Source organism: Bradyrhizobium sp. GW821-FHT13H06, assembly GCF_058803975.1.
Map to the genome: position 1 here is coordinate 105813 of NZ_JBXAPN010000009.1, position 16873 is coordinate 122685.

The window sequence follows — 16873 nt, forward strand, 5'->3', positions numbered from 1 at the left end:
GAACAAGGAAGCCAAGGAGATCGCATGAGCAGACCCGCCAATCCCGTCACCGTGCCGCTTGCAGACTACTCGCCGCAGCACTTTATGCTGGCTGTGGTAGACGGCGTTGCGACGGTCACGCTCAACCGCCCCGAACGAAAGAACCCACTGACGTTCGAAAGCTATCGGGAGCTGACCGATTTCTTCCGTGCCTGCGCCTTCGACGATGCGGTCAAATCCATCGTCGTCACCGGTGCCGGCGGCAATTTCTCGTCGGGCGGCGACGTGTTCGAGATCATCGGCCCGCTCGTGAAGATGGACACGAAGGGGCTGACCGCCTTCACTCGGATGACCGGCGACCTCGTCAAGGCGATGCGGGCCTGTCCGCAGCCGATCGTTGCCGCGGTCGGGGGCATTTGCGCCGGGGCCGGGGCGATCATCGCCATGGCATCTGACATGCGCCTTGCGGCGAGCGGGGCCAAGGTGGCGTTCCTGTTCAACAAGGTGGGGCTGGCCGGCTGCGACATGGGTGCCTGCGCAATCCTGCCGCGGATCATCGGGCAGTCGCGCGCCTCCGAGCTGCTCTACACCGGCCGGTTCATGACCGCGGAAGAGGGCGAGCGCTGGGGCTTCTTCAGCCGCATCGTCACGCCGGAGCAGGTGCTGCCTCAGGCGCAAATTCTGGCGAAGCAGATCGCGGAAGGGCCGACTTTCGCCAACACCATGACCAAGCGGATGCTGGCCATGGAATGGGCGATGTCGGTGGAGGAGGCGATCGAGGCGGAGGCCGTTGCCCAAGCGTTGTGCATGACCACGGCGGATTTCGAGCGCGCCTTCGAGGCTTTCGCCAACAAGGTCAAGCCGGTATTCAGGGGCGACTAGACCGATCGCCTTGACGGCGTCCATGTCAGCAACGGGGACTTGCGCGGAATTATTTTAGGCTTAAAATAGTTTCGTGGCCGGGTGAATTGGCGAGGCTCCCATGAAAGTCGCGATCATCGGTGGCGGACCTGCGGGTCTCTATGCTGCGATCCTGCTCAAGAAGCAGCGCCCGGCCGCCGACATTACGGTATACGAGCGCAATCGGGCCGACGACACCTTCGGCTTCGGCGTGGTGTTCTCCGACGCCACGCTGGACAATTTCGAGAAGCACGATCTTCCGAGTTACCGCCGTATCACCCAGGAGTTCGCATACTGGGATGACATCGCGGTGCACTTTCGCGGCACGGTGCATCGCGTCGGCGGCAACGGCTTTTGCGGCTGCTCACGACGCAAGCTCCTTTTGATCCTTCAGGAGCGCGCTCGCGAGCTTGGCGTCGTCTTGCATTTCGAGATGGACATCGACGACGAGTCCCGCTTCGCCGATGCCGATCTCATTCTCATCGCCGACGGCATCAACAGTCGCTTCCGCGAGAAATACGTCGACCATTTCCAGCCGGAGGTCGACATCCGCTCCAACAAATTCGCCTGGATGGGATCGACCAGGCCGCTCGATGCCTTCACCTTCATCTTCCAGGAGACCGAGTGGGGGCCGTTCATCGCCCATGCCTATCAGTATGAGGCCGGGCATTCGACCTGGATATTCGAGACCGATCCGGAGACGTTCGAGCGGGCGGGACTGACAGGGCTGGACGAAGCTCAGTCCGCCGCGCGGATGGCGGACATCTTCGGCTGGTTCCTCGGCGGGCATCAATTGCTGATCAACCGCTCGATGTGGCGCAACTTCCCCATGATCCGCAGCAAGCGCTGGGTCAAGGACAACATGGTCCTGCTCGGCGACGCCAAGGCCAGCGCGCATTTCTCCATTGGCTCAGGCACCAAGCTCGCGATGGAAGACGCGATCGCGCTGGCCGAGGCGATGGAGAAGGCGCCCAGCATCGAGGCGGCGCTGGAAGTCTATGAGCACGGCCGCCGTGAGGAGGTCGAGAAGACGCAGCATGCCGCCGACGTCTCGCTGGTCTGGTTCGAGCATGTCGACCGCTTCTGGGATTTTGACCCGGTGCAGTTCGCCTTCGGGGTCATGACGCGCTCGAAGGCGATCACCTATGACAATCTGAAACTCCGCGCCCCGGATTTCGTGGCGGAGGTCGAGAAGTCGTTTGCGAGGCAGGTGCGCAGCAGCGGCCTCGATGTCGATACCGATCGACCGATGGTGCCGCTGTTCCAGCCGTTCCGTCTACGTGAGATGAAGCTCGCCAATCGTGCGGTGATGTCGCCGATGTGCATGTATTCGGCGAAGGAGGGTGTGCCGACAGACTTCCACCTGGTTCATTACGGCTCGCGCGCGATCGGCGGTGCCGGGCTGATCTTTACCGAGATGACCTGCGTTGGCCGTGATGCCCGGATCACGCCCGGCTGCGCCGGCCTGTGGAACGACGAGCAGGAAGCCGCATGGCGGCGCATTGTGGATTTCGTCCACGGCAATTCGGCGGCAAAGATCTGCCTTCAGTTGGGGCACGCCGGTCGCAAGGGCGCGACCAAGCTGATGTGGGACGGTATGGATCGGCCTCTGGACGAAGGTGGCTGGGAAACCGTTTCGGCATCGCCGCTGCCCTATTTCCCCGACAGCCAAGTGCCGCGCGAGCTCGACCGCTTCGGCATGAACGCGGTGAGGGACGCTTTCGTTGCGGCGGCCGAGCGCGGCGAGCGCTGCGGCTTCGACATGTTGGAATTGCACTGCGCCCACGGCTATCTGCTCGCGAGCTTCATCTCCCCGCTGACGAACACCCGCACCGACGACTATGGTGGCTCGCTTGAAAATCGCCTGCGTTTCCCGCTTGAGGTGTTCGAGTCGCTACGCGCGGTGTGGCCGTCGCACAAGCCGATGTCGGTGCGCATCTCCGCAACCGATTGGGCTGACGGCGGCATCACCGGCGATGATGCCGTTGCCATCGCGCGCGCCTTTGCCGAGGCGGGCGTCGATCTCGTCGACGTCTCGACCGGCCAGACGGTGCGCGATGCGCAGCCGGTCTACGGGCGCATGTTCCAGACGCCGTTCTCCGATCAGGTCCGCAACGAGGCGCGGGTAGCCACCATGTGCGTCGGCAACATCACCACGGCGGACCAGGCCAACACCATTCTGGCCGCTGGCCGGGCGGATCTCGTCGCGCTCGGCCGTCCGCATCTCGTCGATCCCTTCTTTACCATGAAGGCGGCGGCCTGGTACGGCGCCAACGACGCATTCTGCCCGCCGCAATATCTGCCGGGAAAGGATCAGATTTTCCGCAACAGCGTGCGCGACCGGCAGGATCTGGAGGAGCTGAGAATTAAGGCTAAGCCCAGGACCCGGGCCGAGCTCAAGGCGGAGGCGACAAAGCCGCTTGCGGCGGAGTGACCGACCGTGCGACGTTAACCCCGTTGCCTGTGTTTCGAGTGGAGTAAGGCGATGAAGGCGATTATCGTCGGTGGCGGTATCGGTGGTCTCACCACGGCGTTGATGTTCCGCTCACGGGGCCTGGATTGCGAGATCTTCGAGCAGGCCGACACCATCCGCGAACTCGGCGTCGGCATCAACACGCTGCCGCATGCGATGCGCGAGTTGGCCGGGCTCGGCCTGTTGCAGAGGCTGGACGACGTCGCGATCCGCACCGATCAGCTCTATTACCTCAACCGCCACGGCCAGGAAGTCTGGCGCGAAGCCCGCGGCATCGACGCCGGTCACGATGTGCCGCAATTCTCGATCCATCGTGGGCGCCTTCAGGGCGTCATCCATCGTGCCGTCGAGGAACGGCTCGGGCCGGACGCAATTCACACCGGCTGCCGGCTTGGTGCCTTCACGCAGGATGAGGGCGGCGTCACCGCTTACTTCTTCGATCGTGCCGGCACGCACGTCCACACCGCGCGTGGGGATATCCTGATCGGCGCCGACGGCATCCACTCACGCGTCCGCGAGACGCTGTTCCCGAGCGAGGGGCCGCCGTGCTGGAACGGCTTGATGCTGTGGCGCGGCGCCCGCGACTGGCCGCTGTTCCTCACCGGCAGATCGATGATTGTGGCCGGCGGTCTCAATGCCAAGGTGGTGATCTATCCGATCGCGGAAGGATCGAGCGCGGCAAGCCGCCTCACCAATTGGGCGGTGCTGGTCAAAGTGGGCGAGGGCAATGCACCGCCGCCGCGGAAAGAAGACTGGTCGCGGCCGGGGCGGCGCGAGGAGCTGATGCCGCATGTGGCACGCTTCTCCGTGCCGTATATTGACGTCAAGAGCCTGATCTCGGCGACGCCCGAATTCTACGAGTATCCGACCTGCGACCGCGATCCCTTGCCCTATTGGTCGTCCGGGCGTGTCACGCTACTCGGCGACGCCGCGCATCCCATGTATCCGGTCGGCTCGAACGGCGCCTCGCAGGCGATCCTCGACGCGCGCTGCCTTGCGGATGTGCTGGTGCGTGCCGAGCATCCGCGCCAGGCGCTGCTCGAATACGAGAAGAAGCGCCTGCCGATGACGGCCGAGATCGTCCGCTCCAATCGGCGCGGCGGTCCTGAGGGCGTCATCGACGCCGTCGAGCAGCTTGCGCCTGACGGCTTCGACAATGTCGATAACGTCCTGAGCTATTCCCAGCGCGAGGCGATCGTGCGTGGCTACGCCACCAAGGCCGGCTTTGCCGCCGTCCCGGGACTTGCGGCGGTACGCGCCTGAAGTCCGCCTGTAGGTCGGGATGAATTTGAGGATCGGCGCCAGCCCGGAACGCAAATCACCTCTCCCATAAGGAGAGGTGGCCAGCTGCAGAGCCCAACATAGTCCCGTCTTAGCCGGGAGGCGGCGGCAGGAAGTGGATGTTGAACTCGGCGGCCATCGTCACCACGTCCTCCGGCCTCTGCTCCTTCATGTTGTGAAGGCCCCAGAACAGGTCGAACAGCTTGCGGCTTGGGGAGACCCAGAACAGCACTTTTGCGGTCTGCTCTGACTTGTTGAAGATGCCGTGAGGCACGCCCATGCCGAGCCGGATCAGGTCGCCGGCGGTCGCCTGCGACTCCGAATTGCCGAGCATGAAATCGAGCTTGCCCTCCAGCATGTAGAGATACTCATCCTGATCGGGATGAATGTGCGGCGGCACGAACGTGCCCGGCGGAAGTGTCGCATGCCAGGAGAAGCTGTGTTCGGCGTAGCTCTTCGGCACATAGGTCTGGCCGAGGATGCTCCAGGAAATGCCCTGGATGCCCTCATTCGCCCGGGTGATGCCGGTGATTTCGCTCTTCATTGCAGTCCTCCCGTAACGCGATACGCGGCCTTAATTCGCCGCCTTGCAGTCCTTGGCATAGCGGTCGCCGTAGTTCTCGAAGACCTTCTGGACGATCTCGGTCTGGAACTTGCCGTCCGGACGCTTGGCGACTTTGGTCAGGTAGAAATCCTGGATGGGATAGCCGTTGGTGTTGAACTTGAAGGTGCCGCGCAGCGAGGTGAAATCGGCCTTCTTGAGCGCCGCCCGAACGGCGTCCTTGTTCGATAGATCGCCCTTCACCGCCTTGACCGCGCTGTCGATCAGCATCGCGGCGTCATAGGCCTGAAAGGCGTAGGTGCCGGGCACGATGTTATAAGCGGCCTCATAGGCGGCAACGAACTTCTTGTTCTGGGGATTGTCGAGATTGGGCGCCCAGTTCGCGCCGCCGAACATGCCGACCGCTGCGTCCTGCTGCGCCGGCAGGGTCGATTCATCCACCGTGAAAGCCGAGAGCACCGGAATGGTGTCGGCAAGGCCGGCCTGCCGGTATTGCTTGACGAGATTGACGCCGAGGCCGCCGGGCATGAACGTGAACAGTGCATCGGGCTTCTGCGACGAGATCTTGGACAACTCCGGCTGGAAGTCCAGCGTGTTCAGCGGCATGTAGGATTCCTCGACGATCTCGCCCTTGTAGTCCAGCTTGAACCCGGCCACCGAATCCTTGCCGGCCTGATAGTTCGGCACCATCAGGTACATGCGCTTGTAGCCGCGATCCTGCGCGACCTTGCCGAGGATCTCGTGCACCTGATCGTTCTGATACGAAGTCACATAGAAGAACGGGTTGCAGTCCTTGCCGGCAAAGGTCGACGGCCCGGCATTGGGGCTGATCAGGAAGGTCTTCGATTCCGTGATGGGCCGGTGGATCGCCTGGAGGATGTTGGAGAAGATCGGTCCGACCACGAAGTCGACCTTCTCGCGCTCAAGAAGGCCCTTGACCTTGGTCACCGCTGCATCCGGCTTCAACTCGTCGTCGACGACGACGACCTCGACATCGCGGCTGCCCATCTTGCTGCCGAGATCTTTCACTGCAAGCGTGAAGCCGTCCCGAACCTGTTGGCCAAGCGCGGCGGCGGGTCCCGACAGGGTCACGATCACGCCCAGCTTGATTTTTTCCTGGGCAAGGGCAGGGGTCACCACGGTGCCGAGCAGCACGGCGGCTGCGGCCAAGGTCATTTGCGTCTTCATGATCTGTCCCTCGTGACGATTGGCTTGCGCTGCAAGCCACGTACTCCAAATTCAAACTTATGCCGATGATGGTCGCCGCGGCAAGCCGAGCTCGAGGCGTCGCATTCTGCGGGGAGCGGCGCATGCAAGCGGCGCGCCAATTATTTGAAGCCTAAAGAAATTGTCCTGCGGTTGATTGTTGCAGCTTTGGACTTGCAGCCGGCTCCGATTTATTTGAAGCTCAAAACGTTGGGGAATCCGTGCCGGCGCCAATGCCGGCCGTGAGTGGCTGCATCAACATGCTCGATTCCGAGACCAAGGCCGTCGAAACGCCGGAGGACCACGCCGAGGAGCTTCGGCTGTGGCTGCGGCTCCTGACCTGCACGACGCTGATCGAAGGCGAGGTGCGCGGCCGGCTGCGGCAGCGGTTCGACGTCACGCTGCCCCGTTTCGACCTGATGGCGCAGCTCGACAAGGCGCCTGACGGCATGACGCTGTCCGACGTCTCCAAGCGCATGATGGTGTCGAACGGCAATGTGACCGGCCTCGTGGAGCGGCTGGTGGACTCCGGCCATCTCGATCGGCGGACCTCGGAGACGGACCGCCGCGTCCAGGTGATCCGCCTCACGAAGCTCGGGCGCGCCGAGTTTCGCCGAATGGCTGCGGAACACGAAACCTGGATCGCCGATCTCTTCGCCGACCTGACGCCGAAGGACGTGCGCGAGCTGATGCGGCTCCTGGCCAAGACCAAGGCGTCCGCGCAAAAATCGGCCGCGCGCCGCCGGTCGTAAGCCCCGCCGCTGGGACCGGCCACCAATTCCTTTTGCCGCAGGAAAAAGCACGGCGTGCCCAAAATCCGCTATTGCGCCGAATTGTTTTAAGCCTAAAATGTTTCCAGATCGTGCTGCCGGGTGCAATCCATGCTGAAAGGAGCGTGCGATGGCCAACGCCGCCAAGATTCAAGTGTCGGGTTCGTGTGACGGCAACGCCGCGACGGCCCATGTCGATACGTTCGCGCGGCAACATCTGCCGCCGCGCGAGCTCTGGCCCGAATTCATCTTCACGCGGCCGGAGCTGCACTACCCCCCGCGACTGAACTGCGTCAGCTATTTCCTGGATCGCTGGGTCGAGCAGGGACATGGCGAGGCGCCCTGCGTCGTCAGCCCTTCCGTCAGCTACACCTATCGCGAGCTGCAGGCGCTGGTGAATCGCATCGCCAACGTGCTGGTCGGCAAGCTCAATCTCGTCCCCGGCGGCCGCGTGCTGTTGCGCTCTGCCAACAACCCCATGATGGTTGCGACCTATCTCGCGGTGATCAAGGCTGGGGGCATCGTCGTGGCGACGATGCCGCTGCTCCGCGCCAAGGAGCTGTCCTATCCGATCCAGAAAGCGGCGATCGCGCTGGCGCTGTGCGACGGAAAACTCGCCGACGAGATGGAAAAGGCGAAGGCCGCCGCGCCCGGTCTCGAGCGGGTCGTCTATTGGGGCAATGACACCGACAATTCACTCGAGGCGCTGATTGCCGATGCCAGCTCTGAGTTCACAGCTGTCGATACCGCGTCCGACGACATCTGCCTGATCGCTTTCACGTCGGGCACGACAGGCGATCCCAAGGGCACCATGCACTTCCACCGCGACATGCTCGCGGTCTGCGACGGTTACGCGCGCAACATCCTGCGCGCCGAGCAGAAGGATCGTTTCATCGGCTCGGCCCCGCTCGCCTTCACCTTTGGCTTCGGCGGCGTGCTGTTTCCGATGCATATCGGCGCGTCCTTCGTCGTGCTCGAAAAGACGACGCCGGACGACCTGCTGTCCGCGATCGAGCAGTACAAGACCACGGTCTGCTTCACGGCGCCGACCGCGTACCGCGCCATGATCGGCAAGCTTCCGGGCCGCGACATCTCCTCGCTTCGCAAATGCGTCTCCGCGGGCGAAACACTGCCCAAGCCGACATTCAATGCCTGGCTCAAGGCCACCGGGATCAAGCTGATGGACGGCATCGGTTCGACCGAGATGCTGCACATCTTCATCAGCGCGACCGAGGACGAGATCCGCCCGGGCGCCACCGGCAAGCCCGTGCCGGGCTATGAGGCCAAGATCGTCGATGATGAGGGCCGCGACGTTGCGCCCGGGACGATGGGCCGTCTCGCGGTGCGCGGGCCGACCGGCTGCCGTTATCTGGCCGACGAGCGGCAGCGCAAATACGTCCAGAACGGCTGGAACATCACCGGCGACACCTATCTGATGGATAGCGACGGCTATTTCTGGTACCAGTCGCGCTCCGACGACATGATCGTGTCGGCCGGCTACAACATCGCAGGGACCGATGTCGAAGCAGCGCTGCTTACGCATCCGGCGGTTGCCGAGTGCGGCGTGGTCGGCGCCCCCGACGATGCGCGCGGCATGATCGTGAAGGCCTATGTCATCACCGCGCCCGGCGTGACTGCGGATGCGCAGCTCGTGGCGGAGCTGCAGGATCATGTCAAACGCGAGATCGCGCCGTACAAATATCCGCGCGCGATCGAGTTCGTGACGCAATTGCCGAAGACCGAAACCGGCAAGCTGAAGCGCTTTGCCCTGCGGCAGCTGGCGCAGGTCGCGGCGACGTCGTCAGGCGTCGCTGCGGAATGAGAGAAGGATAGAGAATTGTCCGTGACGCCCCCGAAAGGCTCGCAACTCGCGGTGCTGCCGACGGCAGCCGAGGACGGAACGCGCATCAGGGCGCAGATCCTCCAGCCGTCAGGCTGGCCGGTTCCGAAAGGTTATGCCAACGGCATGGCTGCCGAAGGGCGCATCGTCGTCACCGGCGGGGTGATCGGCTGGGATACAGAAGAGCGCCTTGCGGAAGGCTTCGTCGCGCAGGTACGCCAGACCTTGAGCAACATCGCCGCGATCCTGGCCGAGGCCGGTGCCCGGCCCGAGCACCTCGTGCGCCTGACCTGGTACGTCGTCGACATGGACGAGTACCTGGCCAATCTGAAGGAACTGGGCAGGGTCTATCGCGACGTCTTCGGAGCCCATTATCCTGCGATGGCGCTGGTTCAGGTGGTCCGCCTCGTGGAGAAGGCGGCGCGCGTCGAAATCGAAGCCACCGCCGTCATTCCTCGCTGAATTCTGCCGGGATCGGCTCTCCCTGATCAGCTCGCCCTGATCAGCTCGCCTTGGTTAGCTTGCTTTGGCGAGCTCATCGTCCTCGGGCGAGTTCAGATAGACGCCCGACATGGTGTCGACCCAGCACAGATGGTCGTGCACCTTCTTCACGCCCTCGACGTTCTCCGCGGCGACGACCGCGGCTTGCCGTGCGCGCTCTTCGGTGATGACGCCGCTGAGGTGAACGATACCGTTGCGCACGATCACGTTCAGTCCGAACGGGCACCAGTCGCTCTTCTCCATGGTATCGATGATCCGGGTGCGAATGTGGTCGTCATCCGCGGTGGGATCCGGCACTTCGCGGGCGAGCCCCGCCACCGCCTGCAGCAGATTGGCGCGGGATACGATCCCGACCACCTTGTCGCCACGCACGACCGGCAGCCGCTTGATGTTGTTCCGCTCCATGAGATCGACGATCTCCGCGAGCGCCGTATCCTCCGTGATCGTCACGGGCGAGTCGGTCATCACTTCCGAGACCTTGCGTCCGTGCTCATGGACGAAATCACCGGCGGATTTGCCCGGACCGAGGATGAATCGAAGCCAGCGTCCGCGCTTGCGCCCGGTGCCGATCTCGCTGCGGCGGATGAAATCCCCTTCCGACACGACGCCGACCAGCTTGCCGGTCTCGTCGACCACCGTGAGTCCGCTGACATGCCGCTTCAGCATGATATTTGCCGCTTCGACGATGCTGGTGTCGGGGGTGACCGAGATGACCGACCGGGTCATGATCTGGTGGGCGCGCATGGATAACTCCGCTTTGTTGAAACTTCGATGCGCGCAACCTAGCTCGGGTATCGAGGTGCTGTTTGACGCAAGTCAATCGGGCGAAACACGATCGATCCCGATTGAGAAATTGTGATCCGGACCCGGGTTTGATGCAGCTCAATACGGCTTCGACGCCTCGCGATACCCTTTACGTACGTACAGCTGAAGCCCGCAGGAACATGAGCTATGAGCGTCGTGCAGAAATTTCCACGGGCTGAAGAGCCGGCGGTGCAGGTTCTCCCCGCCCATCCCGCCGCTGGTCCCGAAGCCTTGCCTGTGAGCCCGGGAAAACTCGAAAGCATTCCGGTCGCGGCCGATTCCGTGCCTGCATCAGAGCCGTATCCTCTGGACCGCGCCTTGCACGCGATGCTGGCGCGGTTCACGGGCGGGATTTCGCCGCTTGCCCTGTCGCTCGCCTGGCTCGATTGGAGCTCGCATCTGGCCGCAGCGCCGCAGCGCCAGATGGAGATTTCGCGGAACGCCCTTCGCGATGTCGGCCGGCTCGCAGAAGCTGCCGCGCACGCGGCGTCGCCCGGGCAAAAGCCGTGGTCCGTGATCGCGCCGCAGCAGCGGGATCGTCGTTTCAGCGGATCGCAATGGGAGACCCCGCCGTTCAACCTGCTGGCGCAGGCGTTTCTGCTCGGAGAGCGCTGGTGGCGCGATGCTGCGACGGGCGTACGCGGCGTGTCGCACGCAAATGAAGCCATCGTCGAGTTCTCGATGCGCCAGTTGCTCGACATGCTGGCGCCGTCGAACTTCGCTGCGACCAACCCGAAGGTGCTGGAGAAGGCGTTCCAGAGCGGCGGGGAGAATTTCATCTTCGGCTGGCAGAACTGGTGCAGCGACCTGATGCGCCTGCTCTCCAACTCGAAACTGGCGGACGACGGGCAGTTCGTGGTCGGCAAGACGGTGGCGGTTTCACCCGGCAAGGTCGTCTACCGCAACGAGCTGATCGAGCTGATCCAGTATTATCCGACCACCGCGCAGGTGCGGCCCGAGCCGATCCTGATCGTGCCGGCCTGGATCATGAAATATTACATCCTCGATCTCTCGCCGCAGAACTCGCTGGTCAAATATCTGACGGGTCAAGGTTTCACCGTGTTCGCGATCTCATGGCGCAACCCGGATGCGAGGGATCGGGATCTCGCCTTCGACGATTATCGCAGGCTGGGCGTCATGGCGGCGCTGGACATGATCGGCCTGATCATGCCGGGTCGGAAGACCCATGCGCTCGGCTATTGTCTGGGGGGCACATTGCTGTCGATCGCCGCCGCCGCGATGGAACGCGACGGTGACAACCGATTCGGCTCGGTCACTTTCCTTGCCGCGCAGACCGACTTCACCGAGGCCGGAGAGCTGACGCTCTTCATCAACGAGAGCCAGGTGGCCTTTCTCGAAGACATGATGTGGCAGCGCGGCTATCTCGACACGACGCAGATGGCCGGCGCCTTCCAGCTGCTGCGCTCCAACGAACTGATCTGGTCGCGGCTCTCACATGACTATCTGATGGGCGAGAGCGCACCGCCGAGCGACCTGATGGCCTGGAACGCCGACGCCACGCGGCTGCCTTATCGCATGCATTCGGAGTATCTGCGCAAGCTGTTCCTCGACAACGATCTGGCGGGAGGGCGCTATCTCGTCGGAGGCAGGAGTATTTCGCTCTCCGATATTCACGTGCCGATGTTCGTGGTCGGCACGCTCGCCGATCACGTGGCGCCGTGGCGATCCGTCTACAAGATCCACTATCAGGTCGATGCTGACGTGGCGTTCCTGTTGACCAGCGGCGGTCACAATGCCGGTGTCGTGGCGCCTCCGGAGGAGCCCGGCCACAGCTATCAGGTGCTGACCAAGGCTGCTGATGCGCCCTATGTCGGCGCGGATGAATGGCTGAAGCTGGCTCCGCGGGTTGAAGGGTCGTGGTGGTTGGAATGGACCAAATGGCTCGCGGCGCGCTCCGGCGCGCCCTGCGATCCGCCGCAGATCGGGCTTGGAGGCGCACCCGGCCTGCCCGATGCGCCGGGAGACTATGTTCACACCTAGACCTCCGGCTCGGAGCCCGGCGCGAGGTCCGAGGAGCGGAAGGGCTTGGCCTTGTCCAATTTCCGGTAGGCCACCGACGCGGTTCGCAACAGCTTCTTTTCCCGCTTTCGGTTGAGAAAACGATCGGAGGCACCGAGGCCGGCGCCGTTCAAGGACGCCGCCAGCGCCTGTCCTCGTGCATCGTCGTTCAATTGTCCGAGTGCTCTTTGTGCCTTGCGCAATTGCTTGAGGATGGACTTGTGTTTCGTCGGCGTTTCCGCGGCGAACAGGTCCTGGAGCGATTCGATCGAATAGGTCAGCCGCTTGTTGAGAAGCCGCAGCTTGTGTCGTTTCTCGACGTCGAGCTTGCGGAGTTTTCGCGCCTTCTTGAGCAGCCTCGTCTCCCACTCGGTCAGCCGCTCCATCGCGTGTTCGGCGAGCGTGCGGCGGCGCAGTCGAATGGCTTCCTTGCTGCGCCGGGTCGACCAGGCACCGCTTTCGATCCACGTCGAGGTCTGCTCGACCAGGCGGCGGTACCGTGCGGATTGCAGCGCACGCGCCAGCAGCCTGTGGCTCTCGGTCCGTTTCTCGTCCCACTGCTGAAGCTCGGCGATCACGGCGAGTTCGTCGCCACTCTCGGCGACGACCCGCTCGATCGCCACATCGAGATCCCGCACCATGCCGAGCTGGCCGTTCAGCCATTTCAGTTCGGCCCAGACGTTCGGGCGCAGGACGTCGTCGACCATCGGCGAGAAGAAGCGGATGGCAGTACGCAGATGCGTCAGTGCGATGCGGATCTGGTGCAGAGCTTCGGGATCGCCGCGGCAGGTGCCGTCGTGCTGAGCGATCACGGCATCGAGGTGACGGCGGGCGATGATCCGGAAGGCCGTGTCGCAGGCCATGCCGGGGCTGAGGCGGCCGGGCAGGGTATTGCGCCGCGTCGCCGGCTTGGCACGCGTGGTCGCCCTCGAGCTTGTGGTGGGTCCCGACATCCTTGCCTGCATCAATCAGGTTGCGTTGTGTGCCCCTTGGCGATCGCGTTCCGGCAGTTCTGCAGCGTCTGCTCTTCTGTCCCGGATGCATCGATGGTCGCCCAGCCGACATGGCCGATCTTATAGTTCTCTTGCAGCGCGGCAACCTCTTGCGTGGCGTCCGATGCATCTCCCCGGCGGTTTCCGATCCGCGCCTGCCGGGTCGCGAGGTCTGCGACCAGGAATAGACCGTTCAGCGCCACGTTGCGCTCGCGCGCCAGCGCGGCGATCGCGTCGCGTTCGTCCTCGCGGGCGAATACGCCGTCGATGAGCGCCGAATGGCCTTGCGCCAGCACCCGCCGGGCGCGCTGAGCCAGCGTGTCGTAGACGCGGGCCGTGACCTCCGGCGTATAGGCGGATGGCGGCAGGCGGTGCGTGTCCTCGACCCCGAACATTTGCTTGCGGACGAGATCGCTGCGCAGCACGACGGCTCCCGGCTGCGGCGCGACGAGCGGCGCGAGCGCGTACGCCAGAACGGTCTTTCCGGTGCCGGACAGTCCGCCGACCGCAATCAGGCGCGGAGCGGGAGGACGGATCAGCATCCTGGCGAGGTCAAAATAGCGCTGTGCCTGGTCGAGAATGCCGGGACGATCGGAATGCGGCCGCTTCAGCCGTGCCAGGGCCACCTGGGCGCGGATCGCCGCACGGATCGACATGAACAGCGGCAGGGCCGAGAGCGCGTCGAGATTGTCGGCCGGCGTCGCTGCAAGATAGCGGTTCAGGGCGATATTGGCCGCGCGCAGTTGGTCGTGCTGCAACAGGTCCATGAGGGTGAACGCGAGGTCGTAGAGCACGTCGACCGTTGCCATCTGTGCATCGAACTCGATGGCGTCGAACAGCACGGGCCGACCATCGATCAGAACGATGTTTGCGAGGTGCAGATCGCCATGACAGCGGCGCACGAAGCCCTGGCGGCCGCGCTCTGCGAGCAGGGGACGAATACGCCGAAATGCCTCGTGCGACGCCTTGCCAAGCCTTTCGATGTCTTCCGCGTTGAAATGTCCGCCGGCCCGCAGGCCGTCACTGTTGCCGTCGATCAGGGCCGGGATGGATGAGACCCAGGCTTCTCCGTCGGCGCGTGTCGCCGCCGCGTGCGACGCCACGATTGCTTCAGCAGCAGCCGAGGCGAGCTTCGCCTCCAGCGGACCGGCCTTTGCCAGATGATCAAGTGTCCTGTTTTCGTCGAAGCGCGACATGTCGACTGCATATTCGATCGGCCGGCCGGCGCCGTCGACCTTCAGAGATCCATCCGGCTCTTCGGTGATCGCCACGACGCCGTGATAGATCTGCGGCGCCAGCGGCCGGTTGATCCTGATCTCCTCCTCGCAGGCCGCCTTGCGCTTCTCGAGTGTCGAATAATCAAGGAACGGAAACCGGACGGCGCGCTTGATCTTCAGCGCGCGCTTCGCATCCAGGAACACCGAGGCTCCATGCGTGTCGATCCGCGTCACGCCGGGATGGTCGGTCAGCATCTGGAAGATGCGCTCCTGGGCCGCCGTTCCATCCTCGATCGGAGCGGGCATTCGAAGCACCATCACGGCGTCAGCACGGCTGCGCCGAGAATCTGGCCATTCCGCAGCATGCCAAGAACCTCGTTGGCCTGATCGAGCGGAAACGCCGTCGTCTCGGTACGCACGCCGGCTTGCGGGGCGACCTTTAGAAAATCGAGGCCATCCTGCCGGGTCAGATTGGCGACCGAAACCAACTGCCGTTCCTGCCAGAGCAAGTCATACGGAAAGCTTGGAATGTCGGTCATGTGGATGCCGGCGCATACGACGCGACCGCCTTTGCGGACGGCGCGCAACGCGGCCGGAACGAGCTCGCCGGCCGGTGCGTAGATGATGGCGGCGTCGAGCGGCTCGTCGGGCGCTTCGTCCGATGATCCCGCCCAGACCGCGCCGAGACGGCGTGCAAGGTCTTGTGCAGCGGCGTCGCCGCGTCGCGTGAATGCATGGACGGATCGTCCCTGCCAAACCGCGACCTGCGCAATGATGTGGCCGGCTGCGCCAAAGCCGTAGAGGCCGAGCCGGTCGGCGGGGCCGGCCAGAACCAGCGAGCGCCAGCCGATCAGCCCTGCGCACAGCAGGGGCGCAATCTCCACGTCGCTGCCGGCCTCACTGAGCGGAAAAGCGTAGCGTGCGTCGGCGATGGTGTGGGTCGCGTAGCCGCCGTCGCACGTATAACCCGTGAAGAGCGGCGCGTCACACAGGTTTTCCATGCCCTCCCGGCAGAATCGACATTTTCCGCAGGTGAAGCCGAGCCAGGGAATGCCGACCCGGTCGCCAGGCGCATGTGTTGTCACATTCGGCCCAACGAGGTCGACCCGGCCGACGATCTCGTGCCCAGGCACGATCGGATAACGAATATTGGGCAGCTCGGCATCGACGAGATGAAGATCGGTCCGGCATACGCCGCAGGCGCCGATCTTCACCCGGAGCTGACCCTCGCCGGGAATCGGGTCAGGCCGCTCCTCCATCTGGAGCCGCGCTCGTGGAGCCGGCAACACCATCGCACGCATGAGTCTCTCCGGGGCAAACCGCTCCGATTGAATTATTCATAGAATGACCAAGCGACCAGTCCTTGACGCCGGTCAACGCCTGTTCCCGGGTGACCGGATAGAGTCTTTTTGCGCTTGACGAGGATCAAGCGCCTCGACGCGCGCCGGCCTATCGTGGCGGCCCAGGAGAATGCGGATGCCCATCAAGGACGTCTTTCTGCCCCTTGTCGGCCAGCCGCGCGGACCGGCTGTGGTCGCGATAGAGAAATGCGTGGCCGTTGCCGCCGATCTCGGCGCCAGGATCACCGCGCTCGCGCTCGAGGAAGAAATCTTTGAGCGACCGAGGGTGATGCTGCCTTACGATCGCGATTCCGAGCACGCCGGCCCCGAAGCCGGCGACATGCAGCGGCTCCTGAATGCCTTCACCAGCGCAGCTTCCCGCGCCAACATTCGCGCCCAGAGCCGATCGGGCAAGGTGCCTGCGGATCAGATCGGCGCGATCCTGGCCGAGCATGCCCGCTTCAGCGACCTCACGCTGGTTCCCGTGAAACCGCACGACAGTCGAACAGAGGGCATTGTCGAAGCCCTCTTGTTCGGATCCGGCCGGCCGCTTCTGCTCTGTCCCGAACATCTCGCGGACGAACTTCGGCCTGAATTCGAAAACGTCATGATTGCCTGGGATCACTCTGCTCGCGCCGCGCGTGCGGTCGCCGACGCGTTGCCGATTCTTCGGGCTGCCACCTCGGTCCGCGTGGTGACCGTGGCGGACGACAAGACCGAGCCGGTCGTGCAATCCGGCACGGCTCTCGTCGATCATTTGAGGGAACATGGGGTCGATGCCTCGTTCGAAACAACGAAAGGCGGCGGCAGCTCGATCGGCAAGGTACTGGGAAGCTGGGCGAATTCCCATGGCATCGATGCGATCGTCATGGGCGCCTATCATCATTCGCGCCTGAACGAGATCGTCTGGGGCGGTGTGACAAAGACCGTCATTGGCCAGCCACCGTGCTGGGTTATGATCTCGCACTAGGCTCCTTCTTTCGTCTTGA

Annotated in this window: 14 protein-coding genes; 8 read left to right on the forward strand and 6 right to left on the reverse strand. The window is 63.8% G+C overall.

What is annotated here, in order from left to right; all coding sequences use genetic code 11:
• The first annotated feature begins 24 nt into the window (after nucleotides 1-24).
• The 3 genes from AC1RQP_RS30815 to AC1RQP_RS30825 all read left to right on the forward strand — a co-directional run bounded on the left by AC1RQP_RS30815 (nucleotide 25) and on the right by AC1RQP_RS30825 (nucleotide 4615).
• Entirely contained in the window at nucleotides 25-861 is an 837-nt protein-coding gene (locus AC1RQP_RS30815; RefSeq protein ID WP_239625398.1) for an enoyl-CoA hydratase family protein, read from the forward strand.
• Between the two features lie 100 nt (nucleotides 862-961).
• Nucleotides 962-3313, forward strand: coding sequence for a bifunctional salicylyl-CoA 5-hydroxylase/oxidoreductase (locus AC1RQP_RS30820; RefSeq protein ID WP_492940558.1), 2352 nt, complete (start codon nucleotides 962-964; stop codon nucleotides 3311-3313).
• A 51-nt stretch (nucleotides 3314-3364) separates the two neighbouring features.
• The gene (locus AC1RQP_RS30825; RefSeq protein WP_492940560.1) at nucleotides 3365-4615 is read left to right on the forward strand and encodes a flavin-dependent oxidoreductase; all 1251 of its coding nucleotides are present in this window, start codon (nucleotides 3365-3367) and stop codon (nucleotides 4613-4615) included.
• A gap of 109 nt (nucleotides 4616-4724) precedes the next feature.
• Here AC1RQP_RS30825 and AC1RQP_RS30830 read toward each other — a convergent pair whose 3' ends face one another.
• Nucleotides 4725-5177, reverse strand: a complete 453-nt coding sequence (locus AC1RQP_RS30830; protein ID WP_492940562.1) for a cupin domain-containing protein — start codon at nucleotides 5175-5177, stop codon at nucleotides 4725-4727.
• A 30-nt stretch (nucleotides 5178-5207) separates the two neighbouring features.
• Nucleotides 5208-6383, reverse strand: a complete 1176-nt coding sequence (locus tag AC1RQP_RS30835; protein WP_492940564.1) for an ABC transporter substrate-binding protein — start codon at nucleotides 6381-6383, stop codon at nucleotides 5208-5210.
• Nucleotides 6384-6634: 251 nt separating this feature from the next.
• Between AC1RQP_RS30835 and AC1RQP_RS30840 the strand changes: the two genes are divergently transcribed.
• The 3 genes from AC1RQP_RS30840 to AC1RQP_RS30850 all read left to right on the forward strand — a co-directional run bounded on the left by AC1RQP_RS30840 (nucleotide 6635) and on the right by AC1RQP_RS30850 (nucleotide 9473).
• Nucleotides 6635-7153: a MarR family winged helix-turn-helix transcriptional regulator gene (locus AC1RQP_RS30840; RefSeq protein WP_028181148.1), complete on the forward strand. Its 519-nt coding sequence runs from the start codon at nucleotides 6635-6637 to the stop codon at nucleotides 7151-7153.
• A 148-nt stretch (nucleotides 7154-7301) separates the two neighbouring features.
• Nucleotides 7302-8993, forward strand: coding sequence for a benzoate-CoA ligase family protein (locus AC1RQP_RS30845; protein ID WP_492940566.1), 1692 nt, complete (start codon nucleotides 7302-7304; stop codon nucleotides 8991-8993).
• A gap of 15 nt (nucleotides 8994-9008) precedes the next feature.
• Nucleotides 9009-9473: a RidA family protein gene (locus AC1RQP_RS30850; RefSeq protein ID WP_239625387.1), complete on the forward strand. Its 465-nt coding sequence runs from the start codon at nucleotides 9009-9011 to the stop codon at nucleotides 9471-9473.
• Nucleotides 9474-9527: 54 nt separating this feature from the next.
• Here the strand turns inward: AC1RQP_RS30850 and AC1RQP_RS30855 are convergent, their stop codons facing one another.
• Nucleotides 9528-10256: a CBS domain-containing protein gene (locus AC1RQP_RS30855; protein ID WP_239625385.1), complete on the reverse strand. Its 729-nt coding sequence runs from the start codon at nucleotides 10254-10256 to the stop codon at nucleotides 9528-9530.
• Between the two features lie 207 nt (nucleotides 10257-10463).
• Between AC1RQP_RS30855 and AC1RQP_RS30860 the strand changes: the two genes are divergently transcribed.
• On the forward strand, nucleotides 10464-12317 hold the full coding sequence (locus tag AC1RQP_RS30860; protein WP_492940568.1) for a PHA/PHB synthase family protein: 1854 nt from the start codon (nucleotides 10464-10466) through the stop codon (nucleotides 12315-12317).
• Here AC1RQP_RS30860 and AC1RQP_RS30865 read toward each other — a convergent pair.
• From AC1RQP_RS30865 to AC1RQP_RS30875, 3 genes are read right to left on the reverse strand one after another with little or no spacing between them, the layout of a single operon-like run.
• Entirely contained in the window at nucleotides 12314-13288 is a 975-nt protein-coding gene (locus tag AC1RQP_RS30865) for a CHAD domain-containing protein (RefSeq protein ID WP_492940570.1), read from the reverse strand. The genes AC1RQP_RS30860 and AC1RQP_RS30865 overlap by 4 nt on opposite strands.
• A gap of 11 nt (nucleotides 13289-13299) precedes the next feature.
• Nucleotides 13300-14850, reverse strand: coding sequence for a bifunctional aminoglycoside phosphotransferase/ATP-binding protein (locus AC1RQP_RS30870; RefSeq protein ID WP_492940572.1), 1551 nt, complete (start codon nucleotides 14848-14850; stop codon nucleotides 13300-13302).
• A gap of 11 nt (nucleotides 14851-14861) precedes the next feature.
• Nucleotides 14862-15845, reverse strand: coding sequence for a zinc-dependent alcohol dehydrogenase family protein (locus tag AC1RQP_RS30875; RefSeq protein WP_492940574.1), 984 nt, complete (start codon nucleotides 15843-15845; stop codon nucleotides 14862-14864).
• Between the two features lie 175 nt (nucleotides 15846-16020).
• On the opposite strand from AC1RQP_RS30875, the gene AC1RQP_RS30880 reads away from it, so the two are divergent.
• Complete coding sequence (locus AC1RQP_RS30880; RefSeq protein ID WP_492940576.1) at nucleotides 16021-16854, forward strand: universal stress protein; 834 nt, start codon at nucleotides 16021-16023, stop codon at nucleotides 16852-16854.
• Nucleotides 16855-16873 lie beyond the last annotated feature (19 nt).